The sequence below is a fragment of the Streptomyces durocortorensis genome (genome assembly GCF_031760065.1).
In the GTDB taxonomy this organism is placed as follows: domain Bacteria; phylum Actinomycetota; class Actinomycetes; order Streptomycetales; family Streptomycetaceae; genus Streptomyces.
The window spans coordinates 3,523,514-3,547,807 of record NZ_CP134500.1; the positions used below are offsets into that span (position 1 = coordinate 3,523,514).

16 protein-coding genes, 2 tRNA genes and 1 pseudogene are annotated in these 24,294 nt (G+C 73.3%); 8 read left to right on the forward strand and 11 right to left on the reverse strand.

Annotated elements, in window-relative coordinates; translation table 11 throughout:
• Window positions 1-31: 31 nt before the first annotated feature.
• Both RI138_RS15540 and RI138_RS15545 read left to right on the forward strand, forming a co-directional pair.
• A pseudogene (locus tag RI138_RS15540) lies at window positions 32-2,007 on the forward strand (MDR family MFS transporter); the annotation flags it as partial.
• Window positions 2,008-2,015: 8 nt separating this feature from the next.
• A complete protein-coding gene (locus RI138_RS15545; protein WP_311120412.1) occupies window positions 2,016-2,960 on the forward strand; it encodes an NAD(P)-dependent oxidoreductase in 945 nt (314 codons plus the stop codon).
• Here the strand turns inward: RI138_RS15545 and RI138_RS15550 are convergent.
• Both RI138_RS15550 and RI138_RS15555 read right to left on the reverse strand, forming a co-directional pair.
• Window positions 2,954-3,742 carry a TetR/AcrR family transcriptional regulator gene (locus tag RI138_RS15550; protein WP_311120413.1) on the reverse strand — a complete coding sequence of 263 codons (789 nt, stop codon included), beginning with the start codon at window positions 3,740-3,742 and terminating at the stop codon, window positions 2,954-2,956. The two genes, RI138_RS15545 and RI138_RS15550, sit on opposite strands and share 7 nt — an antisense overlap.
• Before the next feature lie 85 nt (window positions 3,743-3,827).
• A complete protein-coding gene (locus tag RI138_RS15555) occupies window positions 3,828-5,408 on the reverse strand; it encodes an MFS transporter (RefSeq protein WP_311120414.1) in 1,581 nt (526 codons plus the stop codon).
• A gap of 222 nt (window positions 5,409-5,630) precedes the next feature.
• Between RI138_RS15555 and RI138_RS15560 the strand changes: the two genes are divergently transcribed.
• Both RI138_RS15560 and RI138_RS15565 read left to right on the forward strand, forming a co-directional pair.
• Window positions 5,631-6,488: an endonuclease/exonuclease/phosphatase family protein gene (locus RI138_RS15560; protein ID WP_311120415.1), complete on the forward strand. Its 858-nt coding sequence runs from the start codon at window positions 5,631-5,633 to the stop codon at window positions 6,486-6,488.
• Between the two features lie 137 nt (window positions 6,489-6,625).
• Window positions 6,626-7,813: a serine hydrolase domain-containing protein gene (locus tag RI138_RS15565; RefSeq protein ID WP_311120416.1), complete on the forward strand. Its 1,188-nt coding sequence runs from the start codon at window positions 6,626-6,628 to the stop codon at window positions 7,811-7,813.
• 23 nt (window positions 7,814-7,836) lie between these two features.
• Here RI138_RS15565 and RI138_RS15570 read toward each other — a convergent pair whose 3' ends face one another.
• The 6 genes from RI138_RS15570 to RI138_RS15595 form a co-directional block, all read right to left on the reverse strand.
• The gene (locus RI138_RS15570) at window positions 7,837-9,858 is read right to left on the reverse strand and encodes a mannosyltransferase YkcB-related protein (RefSeq protein WP_311120417.1); all 2,022 of its coding nucleotides are present in this window, start codon (window positions 9,856-9,858) and stop codon (window positions 7,837-7,839) included.
• Window positions 9,855-11,168: a bifunctional glycosyltransferase family 2/GtrA family protein gene (locus tag RI138_RS15575; RefSeq protein WP_311120418.1), complete on the reverse strand. Its 1,314-nt coding sequence runs from the start codon at window positions 11,166-11,168 to the stop codon at window positions 9,855-9,857. Before RI138_RS15575 ends, RI138_RS15570 begins: the two co-directional genes overlap by 4 nt.
• 25 nt (window positions 11,169-11,193) lie before the next feature.
• Entirely contained in the window at window positions 11,194-12,774 is a 1,581-nt protein-coding gene (locus tag RI138_RS15580; protein WP_311122905.1) for a sensor histidine kinase, read from the reverse strand.
• Between the two features lie 22 nt (window positions 12,775-12,796).
• Window positions 12,797-13,543 (reverse strand): response regulator transcription factor, encoded by a 747-nt coding sequence (locus tag RI138_RS15585; RefSeq protein ID WP_311120419.1) that lies wholly within the window; start codon window positions 13,541-13,543, stop codon window positions 12,797-12,799.
• 90 nt (window positions 13,544-13,633) lie between these two features.
• Window positions 13,634-14,506, reverse strand: coding sequence for an amidohydrolase family protein (locus tag RI138_RS15590; RefSeq protein ID WP_311120420.1), 873 nt, complete (start codon window positions 14,504-14,506; stop codon window positions 13,634-13,636).
• Between the two features lie 22 nt (window positions 14,507-14,528).
• Entirely contained in the window at window positions 14,529-15,419 is an 891-nt protein-coding gene (locus tag RI138_RS15595; protein WP_311120421.1) for a DUF2797 domain-containing protein, read from the reverse strand.
• Window positions 15,420-15,505: 86 nt separating this feature from the next.
• Between RI138_RS15595 and RI138_RS15600 the strand changes: the two genes are divergently transcribed.
• A complete protein-coding gene (locus RI138_RS15600) occupies window positions 15,506-16,450 on the forward strand; it encodes an RNA polymerase sigma-70 factor (RefSeq protein ID WP_311120422.1) in 945 nt (314 codons plus the stop codon).
• Window positions 16,451-16,544: 94 nt separating this feature from the next.
• Window positions 16,545-17,759 (forward strand): NAD(P)/FAD-dependent oxidoreductase, encoded by a 1,215-nt coding sequence (locus tag RI138_RS15605; RefSeq protein ID WP_311120423.1) that lies wholly within the window; start codon window positions 16,545-16,547, stop codon window positions 17,757-17,759.
• Here RI138_RS15605 and RI138_RS15610 read toward each other — a convergent pair.
• From RI138_RS15610 to RI138_RS15620, 3 genes are all read right to left on the reverse strand, one after another.
• The gene (locus RI138_RS15610) at window positions 17,746-18,297 is read right to left on the reverse strand and encodes a YcxB family protein (protein ID WP_311120424.1); all 552 of its coding nucleotides are present in this window, start codon (window positions 18,295-18,297) and stop codon (window positions 17,746-17,748) included. The two genes, RI138_RS15605 and RI138_RS15610, sit on opposite strands and share 14 nt — an antisense overlap.
• An 82-nt stretch (window positions 18,298-18,379) precedes the next feature.
• Window positions 18,380-18,452, reverse strand: a tRNA-Arg gene (locus RI138_RS15615).
• Between the two features lie 228 nt (window positions 18,453-18,680).
• Window positions 18,681-18,771: transfer RNA gene (locus tag RI138_RS15620), tRNA-Ser, on the reverse strand.
• A gap of 289 nt (window positions 18,772-19,060) precedes the next feature.
• On the opposite strand from RI138_RS15620, the gene RI138_RS15625 reads away from it, so the two are divergent.
• Both RI138_RS15625 and RI138_RS15630 read left to right on the forward strand, forming a co-directional pair.
• Window positions 19,061-19,618, forward strand: coding sequence for an SSI family serine proteinase inhibitor (locus RI138_RS15625; protein WP_311120425.1), 558 nt, complete (start codon window positions 19,061-19,063; stop codon window positions 19,616-19,618).
• Window positions 19,619-20,010: 392 nt separating this feature from the next.
• On the forward strand, window positions 20,011-24,285 hold the full coding sequence (locus tag RI138_RS15630) for a hybrid sensor histidine kinase/response regulator (protein ID WP_311120426.1): 4,275 nt from the start codon (window positions 20,011-20,013) through the stop codon (window positions 24,283-24,285).
• The last annotated feature ends 9 nt before the right edge of the window (window positions 24,286-24,294 follow it).

Below are 24,294 nucleotides of genomic sequence, written 5' to 3' on the forward strand. Positions count from 1 at the left end.
CAGAAGCGAATACGCACGGATAAGGAACTCAATGGCTACGACCACACCGACCGGTGTGCGGGGCGGCCACGCCAAGCACGGAGGCCATGGCGGCCGCGGAGGTCACAGCGGCTCCGGCGCCCCCGACGGCACGCCGATGACGCACCGGCAGATCATGGAAGCGCTGACCGGGCTGCTGCTCGGCATGTTCGTCGCGATCCTGTCGTCGACGGTCGTCTCCAACGCCCTGCCGGAGATCATCTCCGACCTCGGCGGCGGCCAGAGCGCCTACACCTGGGTCGTCACGGCCTCACTGCTGGCCATGACCGCCACCACCCCGCTCTGGGGCAAGCTCTCGGACCTCTTCAGCAAGAAGCTGCTGGTCCAGATAGCCCTGATCATCTACGTGCTGGGCTCGGTCGTCGCCGGGCTCTCGACCAGCAGTGGCATGCTCATCGCCTGCCGGGTCATCCAGGGCATCGGCGTCGGCGGTCTCTCCGCCCTCGCGCAGATCGTGATGGCCGCGATGATCGCCCCGCGCGAGCGCGGCCGCTACAGCGGCTACCTGGGCGCGGTGTTCGCCGTCGCCACCGTCGGCGGCCCGCTGCTCGGCGGTGTCATCACCGACACCAGCTGGATGGGCTGGCGCTGGTGCTTCTACGTGGGCGTGCCGTTCGCGATCATCGCCCTGATCGTGCTCCAGAAGACCCTGAAGCTCCCGGTCGTCAAGCGCGAGGTCAAGGTCGACTGGTCGGGCGCGTTCTTCATCAGCGCCGCCGTCTCACTGCTGCTGGTCTGGGTGACCTTCGCGGGCGACAAGTACGACTGGCTGTCCTGGCAGACGTACGTGATGGTCGCGGGCTCGGTGCTGCTCGGCCTGATCTTCGTGCTCATCGAGTCGCGGGCCAGTGAGCCGATCATTCCGCTGCGCCTGTTCCGCAACCGCACCATCACCCTGGCCTCGGTCGCCTCGCTGTTCGTCGGCATCGCGATGTTCGCGGGCACGGTCTTCTTCAGCCAGTACTTCCAGCTGGCGCGCGGCAAGTCGCCGACGATGTCCGGTGTCATGACGATCCCGATGATCGCGGGCCTCTTCCTCTCGTCGACGATCTCCGGCCAGGTCATCACCAAGACGGGCCGCTGGAAGGCCTGGCTGGTCAGCGGTGGCTTCCTGGTCACGGCGGGGCTCGGGATGCTCGGCACGATCCGGTACGACACCGCCTACTGGCAGGTCGCCGTCTACATGTTCGTCATGGGTCTCGGCATCGGCATGATGATGCAGAACCTGGTCCTCGCCACACAGAACCAGGTCGCCCCCGAGGACCTCGGCTCCGCGAGTTCGGTGGTCACCTTCTTCCGCTCCCTCGGCGGCGCGATCGGCGTCTCGGCGCTCGGCGCGGTCCTCGGCAACCGGGTCACCCACTACGTCAAGGACGGCCTGGCCGAACTCGGCCCCGAGGGTGCGGCGTTCGGCCACGGCGGTACGGGCGGCGGGGGCATCCCCGACCTGGACAAGCTGCCCGAGCCGCTCCGCCTGGTCATGGAGGCCGCGTACGGCCACGGCGTCGGCGACGTCTTCCTGTACGCCGCCCCGTGCGCGCTCGTCGCCTTCATCGTGACGATCTTCATCAAGGAGGTCGCCCTGAAGACGAACACGGCGGACGAGGAGCCGGTCACCGCGGACACCCTCGTCGGGGCGGAGGCAGCGGTCCCCGCCGTAGGGCGTGATGGTCGGTGACCGGCGTCCAGGGCGATGCACCGGCCACCGGGACGTCCGGCCCGACCGGTGAGTCCGCCTTCGGCGAGTTGGTCCCGGGGGCCGTGACCGCCGCGGCCGACGCGGCCGGGTTCCGCCCGCTCGCGCCGCCGGTGGAGATCGCCGGCGAGGGCGTCACCCGCGTCGAGGCCGCGCTGCCGCCCGGCGCCACGGTCCGGGGCGTCGTCCGGGCCGGGTCCGCCCGGGGCCCGCTGGCCGACGCCCGGCCGGACATCCAGACGGTGCGGGGCGAGACGCTGCCCGGGCGGACGGGTTCCCGGTGACGGGGGACGCCCACCGGGCCCTCGCGCGTGCGCGCCTCCTGGTCGCGCCCGCCCTGAACGCCTCCCTGGTAGGGGAGTTGGAGCGGATCACCGGCCGGAGCGCGGAGCCCCTGACCGACGTACCGCCACCGCCCGGCGCCCCGCTGCTGTGCGTGGGGGACGCACTGCCCGAGGCGCTGCGGACGGAGCGGCTGCTGTGGTTCCACAGCGTCAACGCCGGTACGGACTCCCTCCTTTCGGCGGGGCACTGGCCCGCCGGGGCACTGCTGACCCGGACCGTGGGCCGGATGGGCGAGCGGATCGCCCAGTACGTCCTGGCCTGGGTGCTCGCCGAGTGCCAGTCCGTACCGGAGTTCACCGCCCAGCACGCCCGCGCGCAGTGGCAGCGGCTCCCCTCGGAGCTCGCCGCCGGGCAGACCGCGCTGATCTACGGCACCGGCCGGATCGGTACGGCCGTCGGACGGCTGTTGCAGGCCTGCGGAGTGCACACGGTGGGCGTCGCCCGCACGCCGCGGCCCGCGGCGGGCTTCGACCGGGTGATCGGGGCCGACGCGGACCGGGAGGCGCTGGGCGCGGCGCGGTGGGTGGTCTCCACGCTCCCGTTGACCGAGGCGACGGAGGGCTTCTTCGGGGCCTACCGGTTCGGCGCGGTGCGGGGTGCGACGTTCGTCGGCGTGGGGCGGGGCGCGACGGTGGACCTGGGGGCGCTGGAGGAGGCGCTGCGGGGCGGCGGGGTACGGGGGGCCGTGCTGGACGTGCTGCCCGAGGAACCGGCCGCACCCGGCGACCCGGTCTGGCGGCTGCCCCGTACGGTGATCACCTCGCACTCCGCGGGGATCACCGCCGACGAGGACGTGGCCGTGGACTTCGCCGCGTGCTGGCAGGCCGTGGCGGCGGGCCGCCGCCCGGCGTCGGCGGTGGACGTGGGGCGCGGCTACTGAGCGGCCTCCCCCGGCGCGGCGGAGGCCCGGTCGCGCATCGCCTCGATGCCCGCGATCAGCAGGTCCAGCGCGAAGACGAAGTCCCGCTCGCGCATCTCCTCGACGGTGTCCCCGCCCCGGGCCGCCATCAGGGCGTCGGACGCCTCGACGATCTGCCGCAGGTGGGGCAGCGACCGGATCGTGCCCATCGCCTGCTGGTGGTACTGGTCCTGCGTCATCCCGGTCGCGTCGCACCGCGCCTTGAAGTGGCCCTCGACGGTGCCGAACCCGTACACGAACTGGAAGACCGCCGAGAGCGCGCCCGTCTGCCTCTCCAGCGGGAGGCCGGTGGCCCGGATGATGTCCTGGACGGCGTACGAGCACAGCATCGAGTTCGGGCCGATGTTGAGGAAGGTCCCGGCCAGCGGGGAGATCCAGATGTGGCGGACGAGCAGTTCGCGGTAGCTGCGGGCGAACTCCCGCAGCCGCACCCGCCAGTCGGCGTCCTCCGTGGGCGGGGTGATCTCGGCGTACACCGAGTCCAGCGCCAGCTCCAGGAGGTCGTCCTTGGTGTCGACGTACCAGTAGAGGGACATCGCGGTGACGTCCAGCTCGGCGGCGAGCCGGCGCATCGAGAACCTGGCGAGGCCCTCGGCGTCCAGCAGCCGTACCGACGCCTCGGTGATCCGGTTGCGGTCCAGGCCGGCCGGCGACTCGGACCTGCGGGAGCGCGAGGGCGTCCGCCGGTCCAGCCAGACGCTGGTCCGCGCGGGATTCTTCACACCGTCGGACGCGGACACCATGGCGCACTCTCCTCGTCTTGCGCGGGCCTGCCGGAGGGACGGCGCACCGGATGCTCACGGTCCGGTACGCGCGTCCCGTCCGATGCTATGCCGCCGGTCCCGTCGATCCTGCCCGGTCCCCGGCCTTTTCCACCTGGTCAACCGCCTCCACCGCATCCGTCTTCGCCGCCGCCGCCTCCGCCCGCGCGGCCCGGCGCAGCAACAGCGCGGCGAGCAGGCCGCCCGCCAGCACCGCGACCGCACCGGCCAGCTGGCTCACCTCCAGGCCCGAGGCGAAGGCGTCCTTGATCAGCTCGCGCTCGCCCGGGCCGTCGGCGGACGCCAGGGCGGCGGGCAGTGAGGCCGCGCCGACGGCGGCCGGTACGAGGGCGGCGAACCGGGCGTTCATCACCGCGCCGAGCACCGCGACCCCGAGCCCGTTGCCGAACTCCGCGAGCGTGCCGTTGACCCCCGCGCCGACCCCGGCCTTCTCCGGCGGAATGGCGCTCATGATGGCGTTGGCCATCGCGGGCATCGCCAGCGCGATCCCCGCCCCCATCACGACCAGCCCGAGCAGCATCCCGCCGTATCCGCCGCGCCCGAGCACCGCGACGGCCGCGAGGCCGGCCGCCAGGGAGGTCATCCCCGCCGCGATGACGGTGGGCGTGCCCAGCCTGCCGACCAGGCGGGCGCCCAGCCCCGTCAGATTGAGGGCGACCACGGTGAGCGCCATCGGGGCGGTCCGCAGACCGGCCTCCAACGGCCCGTAGCCGAGCACGAACTGGAGGTGCTGGGTGAGCAGGAAGAGCGAACCTCCCATCCCGAAGGCGACCAGGATCGCCCCCGCCACCGCGCCGATGAACTTCTGGTTCCGGAAGAAGTGCATATCGAGCATCGGGTGCGGGATGCGCAGCTCCCACAGCACGAACCCGGCGAGCACCGCGACCCCGAGGAACGCCGTCAGCAGCACCCGGCCGGACGCCCAGCCGTGCTCCGGACCGGAGATGATCGCGAACACGACCGCGGTCATACCGATCGTGGAGAGCAGCGCGCCCAGCAGGTCGGGCCGCTCCCCCCGGGCGTTCCTCCATTCCGGTACGAGCCGGACGACGGCGGCCAGAGCGATCAGGGCGACCGGAATATTGATGAGGAAGATCGCGCCCCACCAGAAGTGGTCGAGGACGAACCCGCCGAACAGCGGACCCGCCGCGAAGCCGAGGGAGTTCACCGTCGACCAGATCCCGATCGCCTTGACCCGCTCGGTGTCGTCGAAGATCTGCACCACGACGGCGAGCGTGGTGGTGAGCAGCAGCGCACCGCCGACGCCCATCCCGGCGCGGGCCGCGATGAGCTGACCCGAGGACTGTGCGAGCCCCGCCACCAGCGACCCGACGCCGAACAGGGCGAGGCCCACGATCAGCATCCTCTTGCGCCCGTAGCGGTCCGCGGAGCTGCCCGCCGTGAGCAGCAGCCCGGACTGGACGAGCGAGTAGGCGTTGATCATCCACTGCACATCGGCGGTGGAGGCGTCGAGTTCCGTGGTGAGGGAGGGGATCGCGACGTTGAGGACGGTGTTGTCGAGCAGCACGGTGAGCTGGGCCAGGCAGATGACGCCGAGGATCAGCCAGCGCTGCGGGTGCCCCTGGGGGGCGAGGTCGTGCCGCTGTGCGGCGGCGGGCGTCGTCATGCGGGCTCCTTGAGCTCCGGGGGGCTACGGCCCCACGGCTCTGCGGCTATACGGTGTATAGGACGTGGTCGGTGTACACCGTAGAGCAGTCCTTATACGGCGTACAAGTCAAATCTTCGCGCCGCCACACCGCCGCGCCGGTGGGTCCCGGGGCGGCCGAGCGGTTACGGTTTCCGACTCAGACCTGACAAAGTGCGCGATTTTCCGGCCGGTTGGAGAGCCATGTCATCCCGCCCCCGTCGCCGTACGATGCAACTCCTGGCGGCGGCAGCACTGTTGGGCACGACACTCACGCAGACACCGGCCGCCGCATCCGAGACCGTCCCCGACGCCGTGCCGCTGCGCGTCGCCACGTACAACATCCACGCCGGGGCGACCATGGAACACGTCTTCGACCTGGACGGCCAGGTGGCCGAACTTCGGTCGCTGGACGCGGATGTGATCGGACTTCAGGAGGTCGATCGGCACTGGGGCGCACGCAGCCAGTGGCGTGACCTCGCGGGCGAGCTGGCCCGGCGGCTGAACATGTACGTGTCCTTCGCGCCGATCTACAGCCTTGACCCGGCCGAGCCGGGCGGCCCGCGCGCGGAGTACGGGGTGGCGATCCTCTCCCGGCACCGCATCCTGGCCGCCGAGAACCACGAGATCACCCGCCTCTCGACCCAGGACCCGAACCCGGTCCCGGCCCCGGCCCCGGGGTTCGGCGAGGTCGTCGTGCGGGTGCGGGGCCTGCCCGTCCACGTGTACGCGACCCACCTCGACCACCGCCCGGACCCCGCCGTACGCGTCGCCCAGGTCGCCGACACCCGGCGGATCATGGCCGAGGACCGGGGCCCGCGCATCCTCCTCGGCGACCTCAACGCGGAGCCGGGCGCCCCGGAGCTGGCCCCGCTGTGGAGGGAGCTGACGGACGCCGACCCGGGCGCGCCGACCTTCCCCGCGCGGGACCCGGTCAAGCGGATCGACTACGTGGCGGTGTCGAGGGCTGCCCAGGTGCGGCGTGCGTGGGTGCCGGAGAGCGAGGCCTCGGACCACCGGCCGGTGGTGGCGGACCTGGTGCTGCGGAGGACGGAGCGATGAGTTCCTGAGGACCGCCGAGTCCCCACCTGCCCACCTGCCCGACAGCCCACAGAGCCCACAGAGCCCACAGAGCCCACAGAGCCCACAGAGCCCACAGGACCATGCCGCACCGCACCGCACCCGGAGGACAACCGGTCATGAACCCCTCGAACAAACCGCGCGATCTGCGGGCACTTCTCGACGCCCACATCGCCGAGGGAGCGATGCCGGGCGCGGTGGCCCTGGTCGCCCGGGGCGACCGGGTCGAGGTCGTGGCAGCCGGTACGGCGGGCCTCGCCGGTTCCGCGCCGATACGGCGGGACTCGCTCTTCCGCATCGCCTCGATCACCAAGCCGATCGTGGCGGCTGCCGCCATGACGCTCGTCGAGGACGGCCTGATCGCCCCCGCGGACCCGGTCGCGGCGTGGCTGCCCGAGCTGTCCTCGCCGCTGGTCGTGCGGACCCCGCGGAGCCCGGTCGACGACGTGGTGTCGGCGGTCCGTCCGATCACCCTCCTGGACCTGCTGACCTTCCGCGCCGGGTACGGCTTCCCGTCCGACTTCTCGCTCCCGGCCGTCGCCCCGCTGTTCGCCGAGCTGAAACAGGGCCCTCCGCAGCCGCAGGCCGTACCCGCGCCGGACGCCTGGATGACCGCGCTGTCCCGTATCCCGCTGCTCCACCAGCCGGGCGACGGCTGGCTCTACAACACGTGCGCCGACATCCTCGGGGTCCTCATCGCCCGGGTCGCCGACCGCCCGCTGCCCGCCTACCTGGCGGAGCGGCTCTTCGGCCCCCTCGGGATGACGGACACCGGGTTCGCCGTGGAGCCCGCCGCGCTGGACCGGTTCACCAGCTATTACCGGGCCGGGGCGGCGGGGCCGGACGGGAAGCCGGGCGCGCCCGAGCTGGTGGACGGCCCCGACGGGCAGTGGAGCGGCCCGCCCGCCTTCCCGTCCGGCGCCGGGGGCCTCGTCTCGACCGCCGACGACTGGTGCGCCTTCGGCCGGATGCTGCTCGCCGGGGGCCTGGCGGACGACGGCCGCCGGGTGCTGACCGCCGAGTCGGTCCGCCAGATGCTCACCGACCACCTGACCCCGGAGCAGCGCGCCGCGAGCGGACTGTTCACGGAGGGCCAGGGCTGGGGGTTCGGCGGCGCGGTGGACGTCGAGATCACGGCCCCGTGGAACGTCCTGGGCCGCTACGGCTGGGTCGGCGGCACCGGAACCACGGCCCACGTCATCCCCGCCACGGGCACGGTCGCCGTCCTGCTCTCCCAGATGGAGATGAGCGGACCCACCGCACCCGGGGTGATGCGGGACTTCTGGACGTACGCGGCTGGGTTCTGAGCCCGACCGCGTACGCCCCGCCGTCAACCGAGCGGCCGCGTCAGGTCGTAGAAGGTGGCGCTGCCGACGGTGACCTCGGTGAAGTTCTCCGTCACCCAGGAGGAGATCAGGGACGAGGCCCCACCGTCCCTACCCGTTCCGCCGCCCATACCGCCGCCCTGGACGAAGTAGTGGATCTGCCCTTCCTCCACGTACTTCTTGAACCGGTCAAGCGTCGGTGACGGGTCGCTCCCGTTGAAGCCGCCGATCGCCATCACCGGTTCCCCGGTGGCCAGTTGGTAGCTGGCGGCGTTCTGCGCGCCGATGGCCGCGGCGGCCCAGGTGTAGTCGCCCGCCCCCTTCGCCAGGAGCGCCCCGGCCTCGGCGCTGACGGAGGCGCCGTTGAGCAGCCCGCCCATGCCGCCGCCTCCTCCGCCGCCCGGGGCCCGCATGCCCTGATCCCGGCCCTGCCGGTCAGCCTGCCCGGGGAACTGCCTCTGGCCGCCCGGAGGTTGCGTTCCGGCACGCTGCCCACGGCCGCCATCGCCGCCCCCCGGCCCGCCCCGGCCGTCTCCCCCGGGCCCCCCAGGCCTCCCGGGCCCGCCCATGCCGCCCGACGGCCCGGCGGTCACGATGGACCCCTGGTGGCCGGTGCTCAGGGTGCTGACGGTGTACGCGGCCGGGCCCGCAAGCGACGCCGCGAAGCTCAGCCCGACCACGGCGAGGGCCAGGCCCCGCCCGCCGGACCGCCCCGCGACCAGCAGCCCGAGCGCGCCCACGAACCCGCCCGCGAGCACCGCCCACCGCAGCCACGGCAGGTAGTTGGGGGTCCGGTCCAGCAGGACGTACGCCCAGACCACCGTGACGGCCACCGCCCCCGCCAGCACCGCCCTCGGCCAGCGGGCGCCCCGCTCCTCCCACAGCACCGTGACCCCCATGGCGACGAGCGCCGCGAGGTAGGGAGCCAGCGCCACCGTGTAGTACTGGTGGAAGATCCCCGCCATGAAGCTGAACACCGCGGCCGTCATGACCAGCGACCCGCCCCAGGCGAGGAAGGAGGCCCGCGCGGCATCGGTCCGGGCGGCCTTCCGGGTCAGCCACAGACCGGCCACCAGCAGGATCAGCGCGGCGGGCAGCAGCCAGGCGATCTGCCCCCCGACCTCGGCGTTGAACATCCGCCCGATCCCGGTCTCGCCCCAGCGACCGCCACCGCCCCCGCGGCCGCCGCCCCCGACGCTTCCGGTCTCCTCGCCGTTGAGCCGGCCGAGCCCGTTGTAGCCGAAGCTCAGCTCCAGGAACGAGTTGTTCTGCGAGCCGCCGACGTACGGCCGCGAGGAGGCGGGCAGCAGCTCGACGAGCGCGACCCACCACCCGCCGCAGACCACCATCACCATGGCCGACAGGGCGAGTTGACCCAGCCGCTTCCGTACGGAGACGGGGGCGCACACCGCGTACAGCACGGCCAGCGGCGGCAGGATCAAGAACGCCTGGAGGGTCTTCGTCAGGAACGCGAGACCGACCGTCGCACCCGCCCACAGCAGCCACGCCGTCCGCCCCTCCTCCAGCGCCCGCAGCACGCACCACACGGTGACGGTCATCAGCAGGGCGAGCAGCGCGTCCGGGTTGTTGAAGCGGAACATCAGCGCGGCGACCGGCGTCAGCGCGAACACGCCCACCGCGATCAGCCCGGCGACCGCCCCGAACCGACGGCGTACGGCGGTGTTGAGTACGGCCGCCGTGGCCACGCCCATCAGGACCTGAGGGGCCAGGATCGCCCAGGAGCTGAGCCCGAACAGCCGTACCGACAGGGCCATCGGCCAGAGCGCGGCGGGCGGCTTGTCGACGGTGATGGCGCTCGCGGAGTCCAGCGAGCCGAAGAAGAAGGCCTTCCAGCTCTGGCTGCCCGCCTGGACGGCGGCTGAGTAGAAGGAGTTGGCGTAACCGGAGGCGCTGAGGTTGTGGAGGTAGGCGAGGCCGACGGCCAGCAGCAGCCCGTACAGCGCGGGCCGAGCCCAGCGGGGGCCTTGGGCCGTGGGTGCCGGGCGCGGGGCGGCGGTCGTGGTCATCGGACATCCTCGGGGTCATGGCAGGCGCGGGCCGGGAAGACCCAGGCGCGCAGGAGCAGGAAGCGCAGCACGGTGGCCGCGAGGTTGGCGGTGATCAGAACGGCCAGCTCCGTACCGTGGGAGGGCGATCCGGAGGCCGCGCCCAGCGCCGCGAGCGAACCGCTGGTCAGCACGAGGCCGATGGCGAAGACGACGAGCCCCTGAGCCTGGTGGCGGACGGCCCCGGCCCGGCCGCGTACGCCGAAGGTGAGCCGGCGGTTGGCGGCGGTGTTGGCGACGGCGGAGACGAGCAGCGCACCGCCGTTGGCGGCCTGCGGCCCGATCCCGAGCCGCAGGAGGGAGTACAGGAGCAGGTAGAAGAGGGTGGACAGCACCCCCACGACACAGAACCCGACCAGCTGGCGGGCCAGTCCACACGGCACACCGGCCAGCGCCCGGTCGCGCGGGTCGTCCCCGAAGGGCCGGGCCAGCCGGTCCAGGGGAAGCGCGCCGACGGCCAGCGCCCGCCCCACCCGCCACACGCCCTTCAGGTCCTCGACGGCCGTCCGCACGATGCGGACGGTCGAGTCGGGGTCGTCGACCCAGTCGACGGGCACCTCGTGGATGCGCAGCCCGGCCCGCTCGGCGAGGACCAGCAGCTCGGTGTCGAAGAACCAGCCGCTGTCCTCCACCATCGGCAGCAGCCGCTCTGCCACCTCTCGCCGGATCGCCTTGAACCCGCACTGGGCGTCGCTGAACCCGGCGGCCAGCGAGGAGCGCAGGATCAGGTTGTACGCGCGCGAGACGAACTCCCGCCTCGGCCCCCGCACCACCCGCGAACTCCGGCTCAGCCGCGAGCCGATGGCCAGGTCGGAGTGGCCGGAGATCAGCGGGGCGACCAGCGGGAGGAGGGCGTTGAGGTCGGTGGAGAGGTCGACGTCCATGTACGCGAGGACCGGGGCGTCGGAGCCCGACCACACCGTACGCAGAGCCCGCCCGCGCCCCTTCTCCTCCAGCCGTACGTACCGCACCCCGCGCAGCTCCGACGCCAGCGCGGCCGCGACGGCGGGGGTGGAATCGGTGCTCGCGTTGTCGGCGACGGTGATGCGGAAGGCATACGGAAAGGTGCGGGAGAGATGCTCGTGGAGGCGCAGGACGCAGGGACGCAGGTCCTCCTCCTCGTTGAAGACGGGGACCGCGACGTCGAGCACGGGAACGCCGCAGGCGGCGGGGTCCGGGCCGGCGGGCAGGTGCTCCCGCAGCGGCAGGCCTCCGCCCCGCTCTCGGCTGCCGTCTGCGAGGGGCCCGCTCCGGAGGCTGTCGGTTGTCATGCTCCGACGTTCGCCAACCGCGCTGTCACACCGGTGTGCTGGGCCTGTCCCCGCGCTGTGAGTTCTCGGGCCGACCGCACGCCCGGTCGGCGGGCAGCTCGACCGCGAACACCGTACGGCCCGGCACGGAGTCCACCCGTACGCGTCCGCCGTGCGCGGAGACGACGGCCTGCACGATGGCGAGGCCGAGCCCGGTGGACCCGGTGCCGACGGCGGGACCGGCTCCGCGCGAGCGGGAGGCGTCCCCACGGGCGAACCGCTCGAAGACGTGCGGCAGCAGGGCGTCCGGAATCCCGGGCCCGTCGTCACGCACCTCCAGGCAGACCGGCTCACCGGCGCGGGCGGGCCGCCCGACGGACACGGTCACCGTGGTCCCCGGCGGGGTGTGGGTGCGGGCGTTGGCCAGCAGGTTGACCAGGACCTGCTGGAGCCGGGCGGGATCGGCGCGTACGGTCACGGGCTCGTCGGGCAGCTCCAGCCGCCAGCGGTGCCGGGCGCCCGGGCCGGCCCCTCGCCGGTCCGCCACCCGGGCGTCGCTGACCGCGTCCACGACCAACGGCAGCAGATCAGTGCTCCCGTACGAGAGCGGACGTCCGGCATCGAGCCGGGCGAGCAGCAGCAGATCCTCCACCAGCCCCGTCATCCGGTCCGCCTCCGACTCGATCCGCCCCAGCGCGTGCCGGGTGACGGGGTCGGTGTCCGGGGCCTCCCTGCGGGTGGCACGGCGGGTCAGCTCGGCATACCCGCGGATCGAGGCCAGCGGGGTGCGCAGCTCATGACTGGCGTCGGCGACGAACTGCCGTACCCGCGTCTCGCTCTCCTGCCGGACCGCCAGTGCCGAACCGACGTGCCCCAGCATCCGGTTGAGTGCCGCGCCCACCTGCCCGACCTCGGTGCGCGGGTCGGCCTCGGCATCCGGAACCCGCTCGACGAGGGCCACCTCGCCGCTGTGCAGGGGAAGTTCGGAGACCCGGGTGGCGGTCGCGGCGACCCGGCGCAACGGCCGCAGGGCGACCCCGACGAGGATGGTGCCCGCGACGGAGGCGGCGATCAGCCCGGCGGCGGTGACGCAGACCTCGACGACGATCAGGGTGGTGAGCGCGCCGCTCACCTCGGCGGTGGGAATCCCGACGAGGACGGTGTGGCCCTCGGCGGTGGTCGCGGCCTCCACGCGGTACCCGCCGAGCCCCGGCAGATCGACGCTCCGGGCGTTCTCACCGACCTCCGGAGCACGGTCCTCCAGCACCCGGGCCTGCTCCTCGCTCAACGGCTGCGCGCTCTCCTGGGACCGCAGCCCGCTGTCCTGGACGACCTTCGACGCGGTGACGCCCCCGTCGTCGACGAGGGCCCCGAACGTGCCGAGCGGCTGCCCGCCCCCGCCGATGAACCCGAGCCGACCGGCGTCCCGCATGGCCTGGGGTGCCGGCCCCGGCCCGGGCGGCCGTTGGGCCCGCTCGGCGACAGAGTGCAGCTGGTCGTCGAGCTTGCCGTACAGGTAGCTGTGGAAGGCGATGGCGGTGACGGACCCGATGACGGCCGCGACGACGGCGATCAGGGAGACGGCGGAGACGACGAGCCGGGTCCGCAGCGTCCAGCGCCGCCGCAGCGCTCCCCCGCCCACGCGCCCGCTACTCACCTGGCTTGATCAGATACCCCGCCCCGCGCCGGGTGTGGATCATCGGCGTCCGCCCGGCGTCGATCTTCTTGCGGAGGTAGGAGATGTAGAGCTCGACCACGTTGGCCTGGCCGCCGAAGTCGTAGTTCCAGACCCGGTCCAGGATCTGCGCCTTGCTGAGCACCCGGCGCGGGTTGCGCATCAGGAAGCGCAGCAGCTCGAACTCGGTGGCCGTGACGTGGATCGCGTCCCCGCCCCGGCTCACCTCGTGGCTGTCCTCGTCGAGCACCAGGTCCCCGACGACGAGCGTCGACTCGCTCCGCCCGGCGGCGAGCGCCGAGCCCGAGCGGCGGATGAGCCCGCGCAGCCGGGCCACGACCTCCTCCAGGCTGAAGGGTTTGGTCACATAGTCGTCACCGCCCGCCGTGAGCCCGGCGATCCGGTCCTCGACGGCGTCCCTGGCGGTCAGGAAGAGCACCGGCACATCGGCGTACTCGCGGCGCAGCCGGCCCAGCACGGAGAGCCCGTCCATGTCGGGGAGCATCACGTCCAGGATCACCGCGTCCGGACGGAAGTCGCGGGCGGCCCGGACGGCGGCGGCCCCGTCCCCGGCGCTGCGCACCTCCCACCCCTCGTACCGCAGGGCCATCGAGAGCAGCTCGGTGAGCGGAGCTTCGTCGTCCACGACCAGGACCCGCACGGGGGTACGGTCCGGCCGGAGCAGTTCGGTACGCCCCTGGGGCGAGGTCGTCGTCGTCATGGGCCCACTCTGTGAGGCGCCGGTGAGAGAACCCTGACCCGTCTCTGTGATTTCCCTGAGAAAACGGTGGAGGCTGTCACGGGAGCCCTGTCACGGGAACAGGGCGGCGGCGTTCCCGTGACAGACCGCCCGCAACCACTCGTCGCCCAGCCCGAGCCGCTCCAGCGCGTCCAGCTGATGGACGTACGGGTACGGGATGTTCGGGAAGTCGGTCCCCAGCAGGATGCGGTCACCGAGGTCGGCGAGCCGCCCCCGCTCCGCCGCCGGAAAGGGGCTCAGCCCTTCACCGAAGTCGGTGAACGCCATGGTCGTATCGAGCCGCACCTCGGGGTGGCGCTCCGCCAGCGCGAGGAACTCCCGGTACTCCGGCATCCCCATGTGCGCGACGATCAGCCGCAGCCGCGGATGGCGCGCGAGCAGCCGCCCGACCGGCTCGGGCCCGGTGTACGCACCCGGGGCGGGCCCGGACCCGCAGTGCATCACCACCGGAGTCCCGGCCTCGGCGAGCAGCCCCCAAACGGGTTCCAGCAACGGGTCGTTGGCGTCGTACGCACCGACCTGGAGGTGCGACTTGAACACCCGGGCCCCCGCCTCGACGGCCTCCTTCACGTACACCTCGACGCCGTCCTCCGGGAAGAGGGTCGCGGTGTGCAGGCAGTCGGGCGTCCGGGCGGCGAAGCCGGCGGCCCAGTCGTTCAGCCAGCGGGCCATGCCGGGCTTGTGCGGATAGAGCATCGCGGTGAACCGGAGCACCCCGAACGACCGCAGCACGGCGAGCCGCCGCTCCTCCTCGTACCGGTAGGCGATCGGCCACTCCAGCCCCGTCAGCGGCCCGACGGCGTCGAAGTAGGCCCACACCTTGCGCAGAACCTGTTCGGGCATGAAGTGGGTGTGCACATCGATGATCCCGGGCAGCCCGAGCCGCTCCCGGAACCGCACCACGTCCCCGCTACCGTCATCCACGCACAGGCTCCCTCACCGTCGTTCAGAACAACCCACCCTGCACACCGCCGCCCCCGATGTCGACAAGGGGAACACTGACGATCGCGGCCGCATCGGGGACACCGGAAAGCTCCCACCCGGTGAGCAGCCGAGTGTCGAGGACGACGACGGCGTCACCCCCGCCCACCGCGAGGTGGAGATCAGGCCCGGCGGCAGCGACGAGCCGCCCGGCGACGACACCTCCGTCGACGAGCTCCCGCACGGCCCGAAGAGGACCGTCCCCTCGCCCGATCCCGAACACCTCGACCTGGTCGACGACTTCCAGCGGCAATGGCTCCAACGACTCGGGCCAGTCACGCCCTTGGAGCCCGAAGGCGCGCGCGTACAGCTCCGCCACCGCCCCGGCCCTCTCCTCCGCCCCCGGCAACTGCCCCCGCACGGCCCGCTTCCGGGCGTACGGAATCCGGTCCGGCACCCCGAGGGCGGCCCGCAGCACCTCTTCGGTCCGCCGGGCGGCCATCAGCGGCCCGCGCCCCAGCCAGCTGAACGCGACGGCCCCCTGCTCCCGCAGCCGGGCGGCACCCCGCTCCTCCCCGGTGATCCCGACCTTGACCAGGCCGGGACCGAACCAGGCGAGATAGACGCGGTACGTCCGCGGGTCGTCCGGCATCGTGTCGGCCGCCACCGAATGCGCCCGGTCCAGCCGCGCACACTCGGCGCACCGCCCCCCGGTGCTCCGCCCGGCCACCACGGCCCCCAGCGGGCACTCGTTCCCCCGGGCCCCCGCACACCGCCGCTCCCCGACAGCCCGGAACCCGAGCCCGCCCCCGTACGCGAGCACGCTCACCCGCCGCTCACGCCCCCGCCGCCACCCCAGCTCAGGAGCCTCCCCCGGCCACCGCACCCCATCACACCGCCACCCACCACCGGACACCCGGACTCCGCTCCCCTAGGGCCTGACACCGCCGGCCGCACCGGCCCGGCGATGCTACGGCGTCGCCGCCAGCTAGGATCCGGGCCATGGCGCTGACCCAGGACCAGGTGGACCGGTTCAAGGCCTCCATGCCCCGCCTGGAGGCCATCGCCTACCGGCTGCTCGGCTCCGCGAGCGACGCCGAGGACGCCGTGCAGGACACCTTCCTGCGCTGGCAGGCCGCCGACGTCGACCGCATCGAGGTCCCCGAGGCCTGGCTGACGAAGGTGCTCACCAACCTCTGCCTCAACCAGCTCACCTCGGCGCGCGCCCGGCGCGAGACGTACGTGGGCCAGTGGCTGCCCGAGCCGCTGCTCGCCGGGGACCCGATGCTCGGCCCCGCCGACACCGTCGAGCAGCGCGAATCCGTCTCGTACGCGGTCCTCACCCTCATGGAGCGGCTGTCGCCCAATGAACGGGTGGTGTACGTACTGCGGGAGGCCTTCACCTACCCGCACCGCAAGATCGCGGAGATCCTCGACATCACCGAGTCCGCGTGCCAGCAGATCTCCCACCGCGCCAGGAAGCACGTCGCGGAGGGCCGGACCCGCGCCGAGATCGACGAGGCCGCCGCCCGGCGGATCGCCGAGGAGTTCCTCACGGCCGCCACCAGCGGCCGGACCGAACCGCTCGTCGAACTGCTCGCCGCGGACGTGGTCGCGATCGGCGACGGCGGCGGGAAGGTACCGGCCCGCGCCAAGCCGTTCGAGGGTGCGCGCGCGGTCGCGACGTTCATGCGGAGCCTGTTCCACCCCAACCAGGCCCTGCGCAATCTCCTGGGCGGCTCCGCGGAGGTCCACCTCTCGACCGCCAACGGCGCACCGGCCGTCGTGGTGGTGACCGGGGAACGGATCATCGGCGTGCTGCTCCTGGAGATGACCGCCGACGGCATCACCGCCGTCCGCAGCCAGGTCAACCCCGACAAGCTGGAACGCGCGAACGTGCGGTGGGCGGCCGCCGACCACGGAGAGACCCTGCTCCACACCCTCTGACACCGAATGTGACGCGCGTCACGCCACCCTCCTGTCAGGAAACAGCGGGCTGCCCGGTTCAAGGGGCGAAACCGCGTGAGACAGGAGCCAGGACATGCAGCAGAACCAGCGTCGGCACCGCGTCATCGTCATCGGAGCCGGTTACACCGGAGCGAGCGCCGCCGGGCGCCTCGCCAGGCGGCTGCACCGCGAGGACGTCTCCATCACCCTCGTCAACGACAGGCCCGACTTCGCCGAGCGCGTCCGGATGCACCAGCTGGCGGTCGGCCAGGACCTCAAGGCCCGGCCCTTCAGCAGGATGTTCGCCGGTACGGGAGTCGCCCTGCGGCTCGCGAGGGTCACCGGAGTCGACGTCGACCGCAGGACGGTGTCCGTCACCGACACGAACGACCCCGGGAAGCGGGAGGACCTGGAGTACGACACCCTCGTCTACGCCCTCGGCAGCGGCTGGAACACCCACGGCGTCCCCGGCACCGCCGAGCACGCCCACGACATCGCCGGCCGCCCCGGAGCCCTGCGCCTGCGCGCCCGCCTGGCCGCCCTGGCCCCCGGGGAGGCGGTGGTCGTCGTCGGCGGCGGCCTCACGGGCGTGGAGGCGGCGACGGAGATCGCCGAGGCCCGCCCGGACCTCGACGTCGCCCTCGCCGCCCGCGGCGGACTGGGCGACTGGCTCTCCCCCAAGGGTGCCCGCCACCTGCGAAAGGTCTTCGACGGCCTCGGCATCACCGTGCACGAGAACACCCCGGTCACGGAGGTCACCGCCACCCACGTCACGACCACCGACCAGGACATCCCGGCCGCGGTCACCGTCTGGACCGCGGGCTTCGCGGTCCACCCCGTCGCGAAGGCCACCGCCCTGGAGACGTCCGGCACCGGCCAGATCCTCGTCGACGCCACGATGCGCTCGGTCTCGCACCCGGACGTGTACGCCATCGGCGACGCGGCCCTGGCAGCGGGCCCCGGCGACAAGCCCCTGCGCATGTCCTGCGCCAGCGGCGTCCCCACCGCCTGGCAGGCCGCCGACGCCATCGCGGCCCGCCTGACCGGCACCAAGATCCCGAGCATCCCGCTCCGCTACTTCAACCAGTGCGTCTCCCTGGGCCGCAGGGAAGGCCTGATCCAGTACGTCACCGCCGACGACCGGTCCGTCAGCGCGGCCCTGACCGGCCGCCCGGCCGCCCTCTACAAGGAACTGGTCTGCAAGGGCGCGGCCTGGGGCGTGGCGAACCCCACCTTCGGCCTGCCGGCCCGACGCCGCCGGGTCGTGCAGGAGCCGACGGGAGCGACGGCGGCCGCTACAGCCGCTTGAGGTTCCGGTCGAGGATCGCCCTGAGGCGCTCCACATCCTCAGGGCCCTCGGCGCCCCGCTTGGGCAACACCGCGACCCCGGCCGAGCGCTCACCACCGAACAGGACGAAGAGCCGTGAGGTCTCCAGGTACCCCCGGTACACCGACCACTCGCAGGTGAACGACATCCGCTCGCCGGTACTGACCGCGCCGCCCTCGTCGGCGACCATGCGGCACTGCCCGAACGGCTCCACGACACTGAACATCCGCCGCGCCTCGGCGCGCAGCGCCATCACGACACCCACGGACGCGAAGATCAGGGAGAGCACCACCGTGACGCCCCATACGGCAGGCGAGGTGTCGAAGAACAGCGCGAGGACGCACGCGGTGGCGGGAACCGCCAGCAACCCCATCAACACCTGGGCCCGCCCCGCCCATGTCCTGCGCGCACGCGCCCGAAGCGCCTCCTCGAAGTCCGCGGCCGTCGGCCGGTAGACGAACTCGACAGCCGTCCCGCGTCCCGTGGCGCTCTCGGCCAGATCCCCACCCATGGTGTCCATAGGCAGAAACCCTAGCCAGAGGCACCCAGCGGGCGAACGCCGGAGGCCCCCAGGACTTCTCCTGGGGGCCTCCGGCTTGCTGTGCACTCGGCAGGATTCGAACCTGCAACCTTCTGATCCGTAGTCAGATGCTCTATCCGTTAAGCTACGAGTGCTTGGCGTTCCGGGCTTTTTCTTCCCGGTCGGCGTTGCGGGAACAACATTACATGACCTGCGCCGTGACGCGAAATCCATTGGCCACACCGCCACTGACCTGCGAAAACAGCCTCCCGGGGCGGATCTCGGCCAGCCCCCGGCTCCGGACCCCGACGCGCCCTCCGTGCCCGTACGCGCCCCGGAATGGCCGAAGCCCCGTGCCAGGGGCACGGGGCTTCGGGGTGGAGCGGAGGCGGAGGGATTTGAACCCTCGATGGGCTTTAAGACCCAAACCGCATTAGCAGTGCGGCGCCATAGACCGGACTAGGCGACGCCTCCTCCACACACCTCGCGCGGACGCGAGTGGTGCGTGCAGATGATGACACAGTCGAACGTCGTGCCACCAATCGCCGCCAACGTTACTAGCCCTGCGGGTGCCAGGGCAAAGCAGTTCGGCATGGTGGCGCAACGTCCGGGCGCGGCGCGCGTTAGAGAGGGGTGGGGGCCGCGGGCCTCCGTCAGCCGTCGTCGTCAGTCAGCCGTCCGTCAGCCGTCGCGTCGGGGCGCGTCAGCGATCGTCCCTGGCAGCCCGTGGCCGACCGTGCCGCAGAGATCCTGGAGCTTCCGCATGCTGCGCCGTCTCGCCCTCACCGCTCTCGTCCCGATCGCCGCGCTCGCCATCGCCGTACCGGCCTCCACCGCCACCGCCTCCGGGTCCGTGCCCTCGGCCCAGCCCACCTCCGGGCCGCTGGCAGCCGCCCGGCCCGCCCTCGGGCCACTGCCCCTGCCGGTCCCGCCGCTGCCCGGGTTCCTGGACGACGGAAAGGGCAAGGGCGCGGCGGACGAGGCGCTGACCCGGCTCACCGTGACCGTGGGGAACACCGGGGTCGCCGGGGCCGACGGGACCTTCGAGCTGAAGTGCGGGCCCACCGGGGGCAGCCACCCGCGGGGGCAGGCCGCCTGTGACCGGCTGGCGGAGGCCGGGGCCACCCGGGCCGGGCGGCAGGACCTGTTCCGGCCGACGCCCGAGGGCACCATGTGCACCATGATCTACGGCGGCGACGCCACCGCGCGCATCGTCGGCACCTGGGAGGGCCGGGCCGTGGACACCACCGCGAGCCGCAGCGACGGGTGCGAGATCGCCCGCTGGAACCGCCTGGTGCCGGTCCTCCCGGACGTCCGGTAGCGCCTTCCCTCCGGCAACCCCTTCCGTCCGGTCGCTGCTTCCGTCCGGTACCCCATCCGTCCGGCAGCCCTCTCCGTCCGGTACCCCTTACCTCCGAAAGCCCCTTCGGCCGCGGCGTAAAGCTGTTCGTCGTCCTCCCGGCGGCCGAGGCCTCGCAGGCCCGGAGCCAGGCGCGGCTTCCCGCGTCCGCGCACGTCACACGGTGCGCGGACGCTCACGTCAGGGGCCCGTGGCGTGCACCGCGCGTACAGAACCTTGGTGAGAGCTCCCCCTCATCCGCCGCCCCCGGGGCCTCCCCTGCCCTTAGACTCCTCCAGTGACAGTCTGCGGCCCGAGGGGCAAGATGGGGCCCGCTGTCGGCAAGGTGCGGTAACCAGGGAGGAAGCGTCGTCGTGAGCAGCAGGCCATCCCGAGGCACTGCTCGCCTCGCAGCCATACTCGATGCCCTTCCGGACGGGCTTCTGCTCGTCAATTGCAACGGCACGGTCGTCAACGCCAACGCCATCGCCCTGGAGATGTTCGAGACGCCGGGCACCGCGCTCGTCGGTCGCGGACTGCTCGATCTGCTTCCGGAGTTCGACTCCAAGCTGATCCCGGGTTCGATGCGCCGGCCCGAGGCTGCGGACGAGCAGGGCAGGACCAAGCCGACGCGCATGATCGCGCGGCGCACGGACGGGCACGAGTACCCCGTCGAGGTCACCAGCGCGAGCCTCGACAGCGGGCAGGCCGCGTACAACGACATCCATTCCAGCTACACCGGCGACGAGCTCCTCATGATCGTCGTGCGGGATCTCTCCGGAACCGTCGACACCGAGGCCGAGCTGGCCCGTTCGCAGCGGCAGACCGAGATGATCCTGCGCGCCGCGTCCGAGGGCGTCGTCGGCACCGACACCGACGGGCGCGTCGTCCTCGTCAACCCCGCCGCCGCCCAGATCCTCGGCTTCCGGGCCAGCGACCTCGGCGGCCAGGAGCTGCACCCGCTGATCCTGCACTCGCGGGCGGAGGGCGAGCCGTTCCCGTACGAGGATTCCCCACTCGCCGACACCCTCAAGTCGGGGCGCAAGCACCGGGTTCGCGGCCAGGTGCTGTGGTCCAAGAGCGGCGCGCAGGTGCCGGTGGACCTGACGACCGCGCCGGTGCGCGACGGGGACCAGCTCGTCGGCGCGGTGATGACGTTCACCGACCGCCGCCCCTACGAGGAGCTGTCCGCCCAGCACAAGAACGTCGTCGCCGAGCTGACCGCCAGCCACTCCGCCGAGGTCACCGCGCTCAAGGAAGCGCACGCCGCCGAGGTGGAGGCGCTGAAGGAGGCCCACACCGCCGAGCTCGCCGAGCGGAGCGAGCGGTACGCCGCCGAGGCCAAGGAGCAGGCCGAGCGGATCGCCGCCCTGGGCGACCGGCACTCCCAGCTCACCGCGGTCCTCGGCGGTTCGCTGCGCGGGCCCCTGGAGGAGCTGCGCGGCGAGCTGTCCACACTCGCCGCCGACCCGGCCGGGCAGCTGTGGCCCGAGGCCAACCAGATCCTGCACCACCTCGCCGCCGGGTACGCCCGGATGACGACGCTCGTCGACAACGTGCTGGGCTACCAGCGTCTCGACGCCGGGGTGGAGGGGCTGCGCAAGGCCCCCGCGATGGTCGAAGGGATCGTGACCGGCGGTATCGACGGGGCCGTCGAGCTGATCGGGCCCGGACGCGCCCAGTTCGCCGTGCACACCCCGCCGATCGAGGCGGAGGTCGACGCCCGTCGGCTCGCGACCGCCATCGCCCATCTCGTCGCGGACGTCTGCGGCGTCGATTCGACCGGCAAGGCCCGGGCCGTTCCCGGGGGCGGTTACGTCGACTCGACCGTGGTCGTGGCCGCGGCCCAGCGCGGCGATGTCGTACGGATCGAGGTACGCGGGCCCTACGCCGGGGGCGACCCGGTGCACGAGCCGATCGTGCGCGGCATCGTCCGGGCGCACGGCGGGGTGCTCCAGACGCACGAGATGCCGGGCATGAACGGCAGCGCGTACGTACTCGACGTGCCGATCGGCGCGGCTGCGGGCGCGATCGCGCCCCCGGAGGCCCCGGAGGCCCCGGAGGCCGCGGAGACCCCGGAGGCCGTCGGACACGCCCCCGTCGCGGAGGCCGTTCCGGCGTCGCCCTCGTCGCCGGCAGGCATCGGTGCGCCGGGCGTCACCAGCGGCGGGCGGCGGCGGGCCCGCCGGTCCTCCACCAACGCGTTCCTGGACAGCCCCGTCGGTACGCCGGAGGGCGCGGGCGCAGGCGAGGCCGAGGCCGTCGCGGCCTCCGCTCCTGACGACAGGGCGGGCGCCGAGCCGACCGGACGGCGGCGGGCGCGCCGCGGGCCGGCCGCGGTGGAGGAGCAGCAGGCCCCCGAGCTGATCCCGGCCCAGCAGGGCGAGGGCTCCGGGCGTCGCCGCGGCCGCCCCAGCCCGGCCGAGGCCGTTCCGGGGGCGGCCCGGGGGGCAGTGGCATCGGTGCCGGGTTCGGTTCCGGCGGATGTTCCAGGGGGCGTTTCGGGGACGGTTCCGGGGGGCGCCGAGGCCGTCCTCGCGGAGCAGCAGCCTCAGCGGGGGGCGCTGGCGCTGACCGCAGCTCCTTCCTCCGCTCCTCCCTCGGCCCCGTCGTCGGCTCCCTCGGCTCCTTCGGCTCCCTCGGAGGGGTCCGTCGTCACCGCCGCCGAGGGGGCTCAAGGGGGCGGTGGGCGTCCGCAGCTCGGGCAGACAGTGCCGCCGCAGGGCGTCCCGGTGGACCCGCAGCAGCCCGTTCCGCCCACCGGACGACGGGCCCGGCGGGACGGCGAGAACCGCGCCCTCCCCGCCCTCGCGTCCGGCAACACCAACGGCAACGCCGACGGCAACGGTGACCCCGTGGGCGCGGAGCAGCTCCAGCAGGCCCAGGCGCAGCCCCAGCCCCAGCCCCAGCAGCCCGGGGGGCGGCGGGCCCGGCGCGCGCTGGCCGCCGCCCAGGAGCGCACCGCCGCCGACGCCGGTCCGCGTACCGCTTTCGCCCTGCCCCCCGCCGACGCGGACCGGGCCCCCCTGCCCCCCGACGCCGCGGCCGCCCACGGCGACGAGAGCGCCTCGCACCACGGGCGCAGCGCCCCGGAGGCCGGCCACACGCCGCCGCAGGCGCACCCCATCGCCCCGGTGCAGCCCGGCTGGCCGGCCCACGGCTCCGCCGCCCAGGACCTCCCGCACGGGCCGGGCCGGACTCCCGCACCGGAGAACGCCCCCTGGGACGGACACGGCCGGACCGCCTACGCCACCGACACCAGCATCGGCACGGGCACCTCCCCGGCCGGCCTGAGCCCGGATGCTCCGGAACTCCCGGCAGCCGACACCGGCCACCCCGCCAACACCGCGCACACCACCGGCACCACAGGCACCGCGCAGGCCGCACCCGAGTCCGTGTCGCACCCGGCCGACGGCGATGTGGGCATCCCCGTCCCGGACGCGCGGCGGCAGCCGCTGCCCGCCGAGGAACCGATGCCGGGCGGGAACCCCGACTCGACGCAGGGGCGGGCGTTCAGCGTGCGGACACTGGGCCAGGGCGTGCCGTTCGCCCAGCACCTCGCCCATCAGCAGAACCAGCAGCACCAGAGCCTCGGGGGCGCCGGACGCCGTCGCAAGCTCGCCGCCCCGCCCGAGGCCCGGTCCGGACAACCCGAGCAACCCCAGCAACCCGGACAACAGCAGAGCCAGGGAGCGGAAGGGCCCAGCGCGACCGGCCCCACAGCCCCCGCCAACCCCGCCATCGGTCTCCCCACCGTCCCCGGCTACGGCGACGGCCAGTTGCTCGCGCCCTCCGTCGGGGAGGGGCGCGCCTACGCCATAGGGGCGCCCGACGAAGGCGCTGAGGGGCCCGAGCCGCTGGACGGGCCGGGAGGCGCGGTCGAGGTCGCCAACCGGCCGCACCCGTATCCCGTCGACGACGAGCTGCCTCCCGAGCCGCTGGACAACCCGCGTCGGCTGCTCGTCTGGCCCGCCCCCGACGTACCGACCCAGCAGGCTCTGAGCGACCGGGGCTACCGTCCGGTGATCGTCAACTCCCGCGAGGAGGTCGACGCCCAGATCGCCGCGTTCCCCGCCGCGCTGTTCGTCGACCCGCTGACCGGGCCCATCACCCGTACCGCCTTGCAGTCGCTGCGCCAGGCGGCCGTCGCCGCCGAGGTTCCGGTGCTGGTCACGGCCGGTCTGGGGCAGGCGACCCGGGAGGCCGCGTACGGCGCCGACCCGGCCGTCCTGCTCAAGGCGCTGGCCCCGCGCGACAGCGAGCAGCATCCGCCCCGGGTGCTCCTGATCGAGGAGCACGACGAGATCGCGGTGGCCCTCACCCGGACCCTGGAGCGGCGCGGTATGCAGGTGGCGCACGCGACGGCGGACAGCGAGGCCGTCGACCTGGCGGGCCGGATGCGGCCGAACCTGGTGGTGATGGACCTGATGCAGGTACGCCGTCGGCGCGCCGGGATCATCGACTGGCTGCGCGCCAACGGCCAGCTGAACCGCACCCCGCTGGTCGTCTACACCTCGGCCGGGATGGACCGGACGGAACTGCCGCGGCTCGCCTCCGGGGAAACCGTTCTCTTCCTGGCGGAGCGGTCCACCAGCGACGAGGTGCAGTCCCGGATCGTCGACCTGCTGGCGAAGATCGGCACCAACTAGGCGTACGTA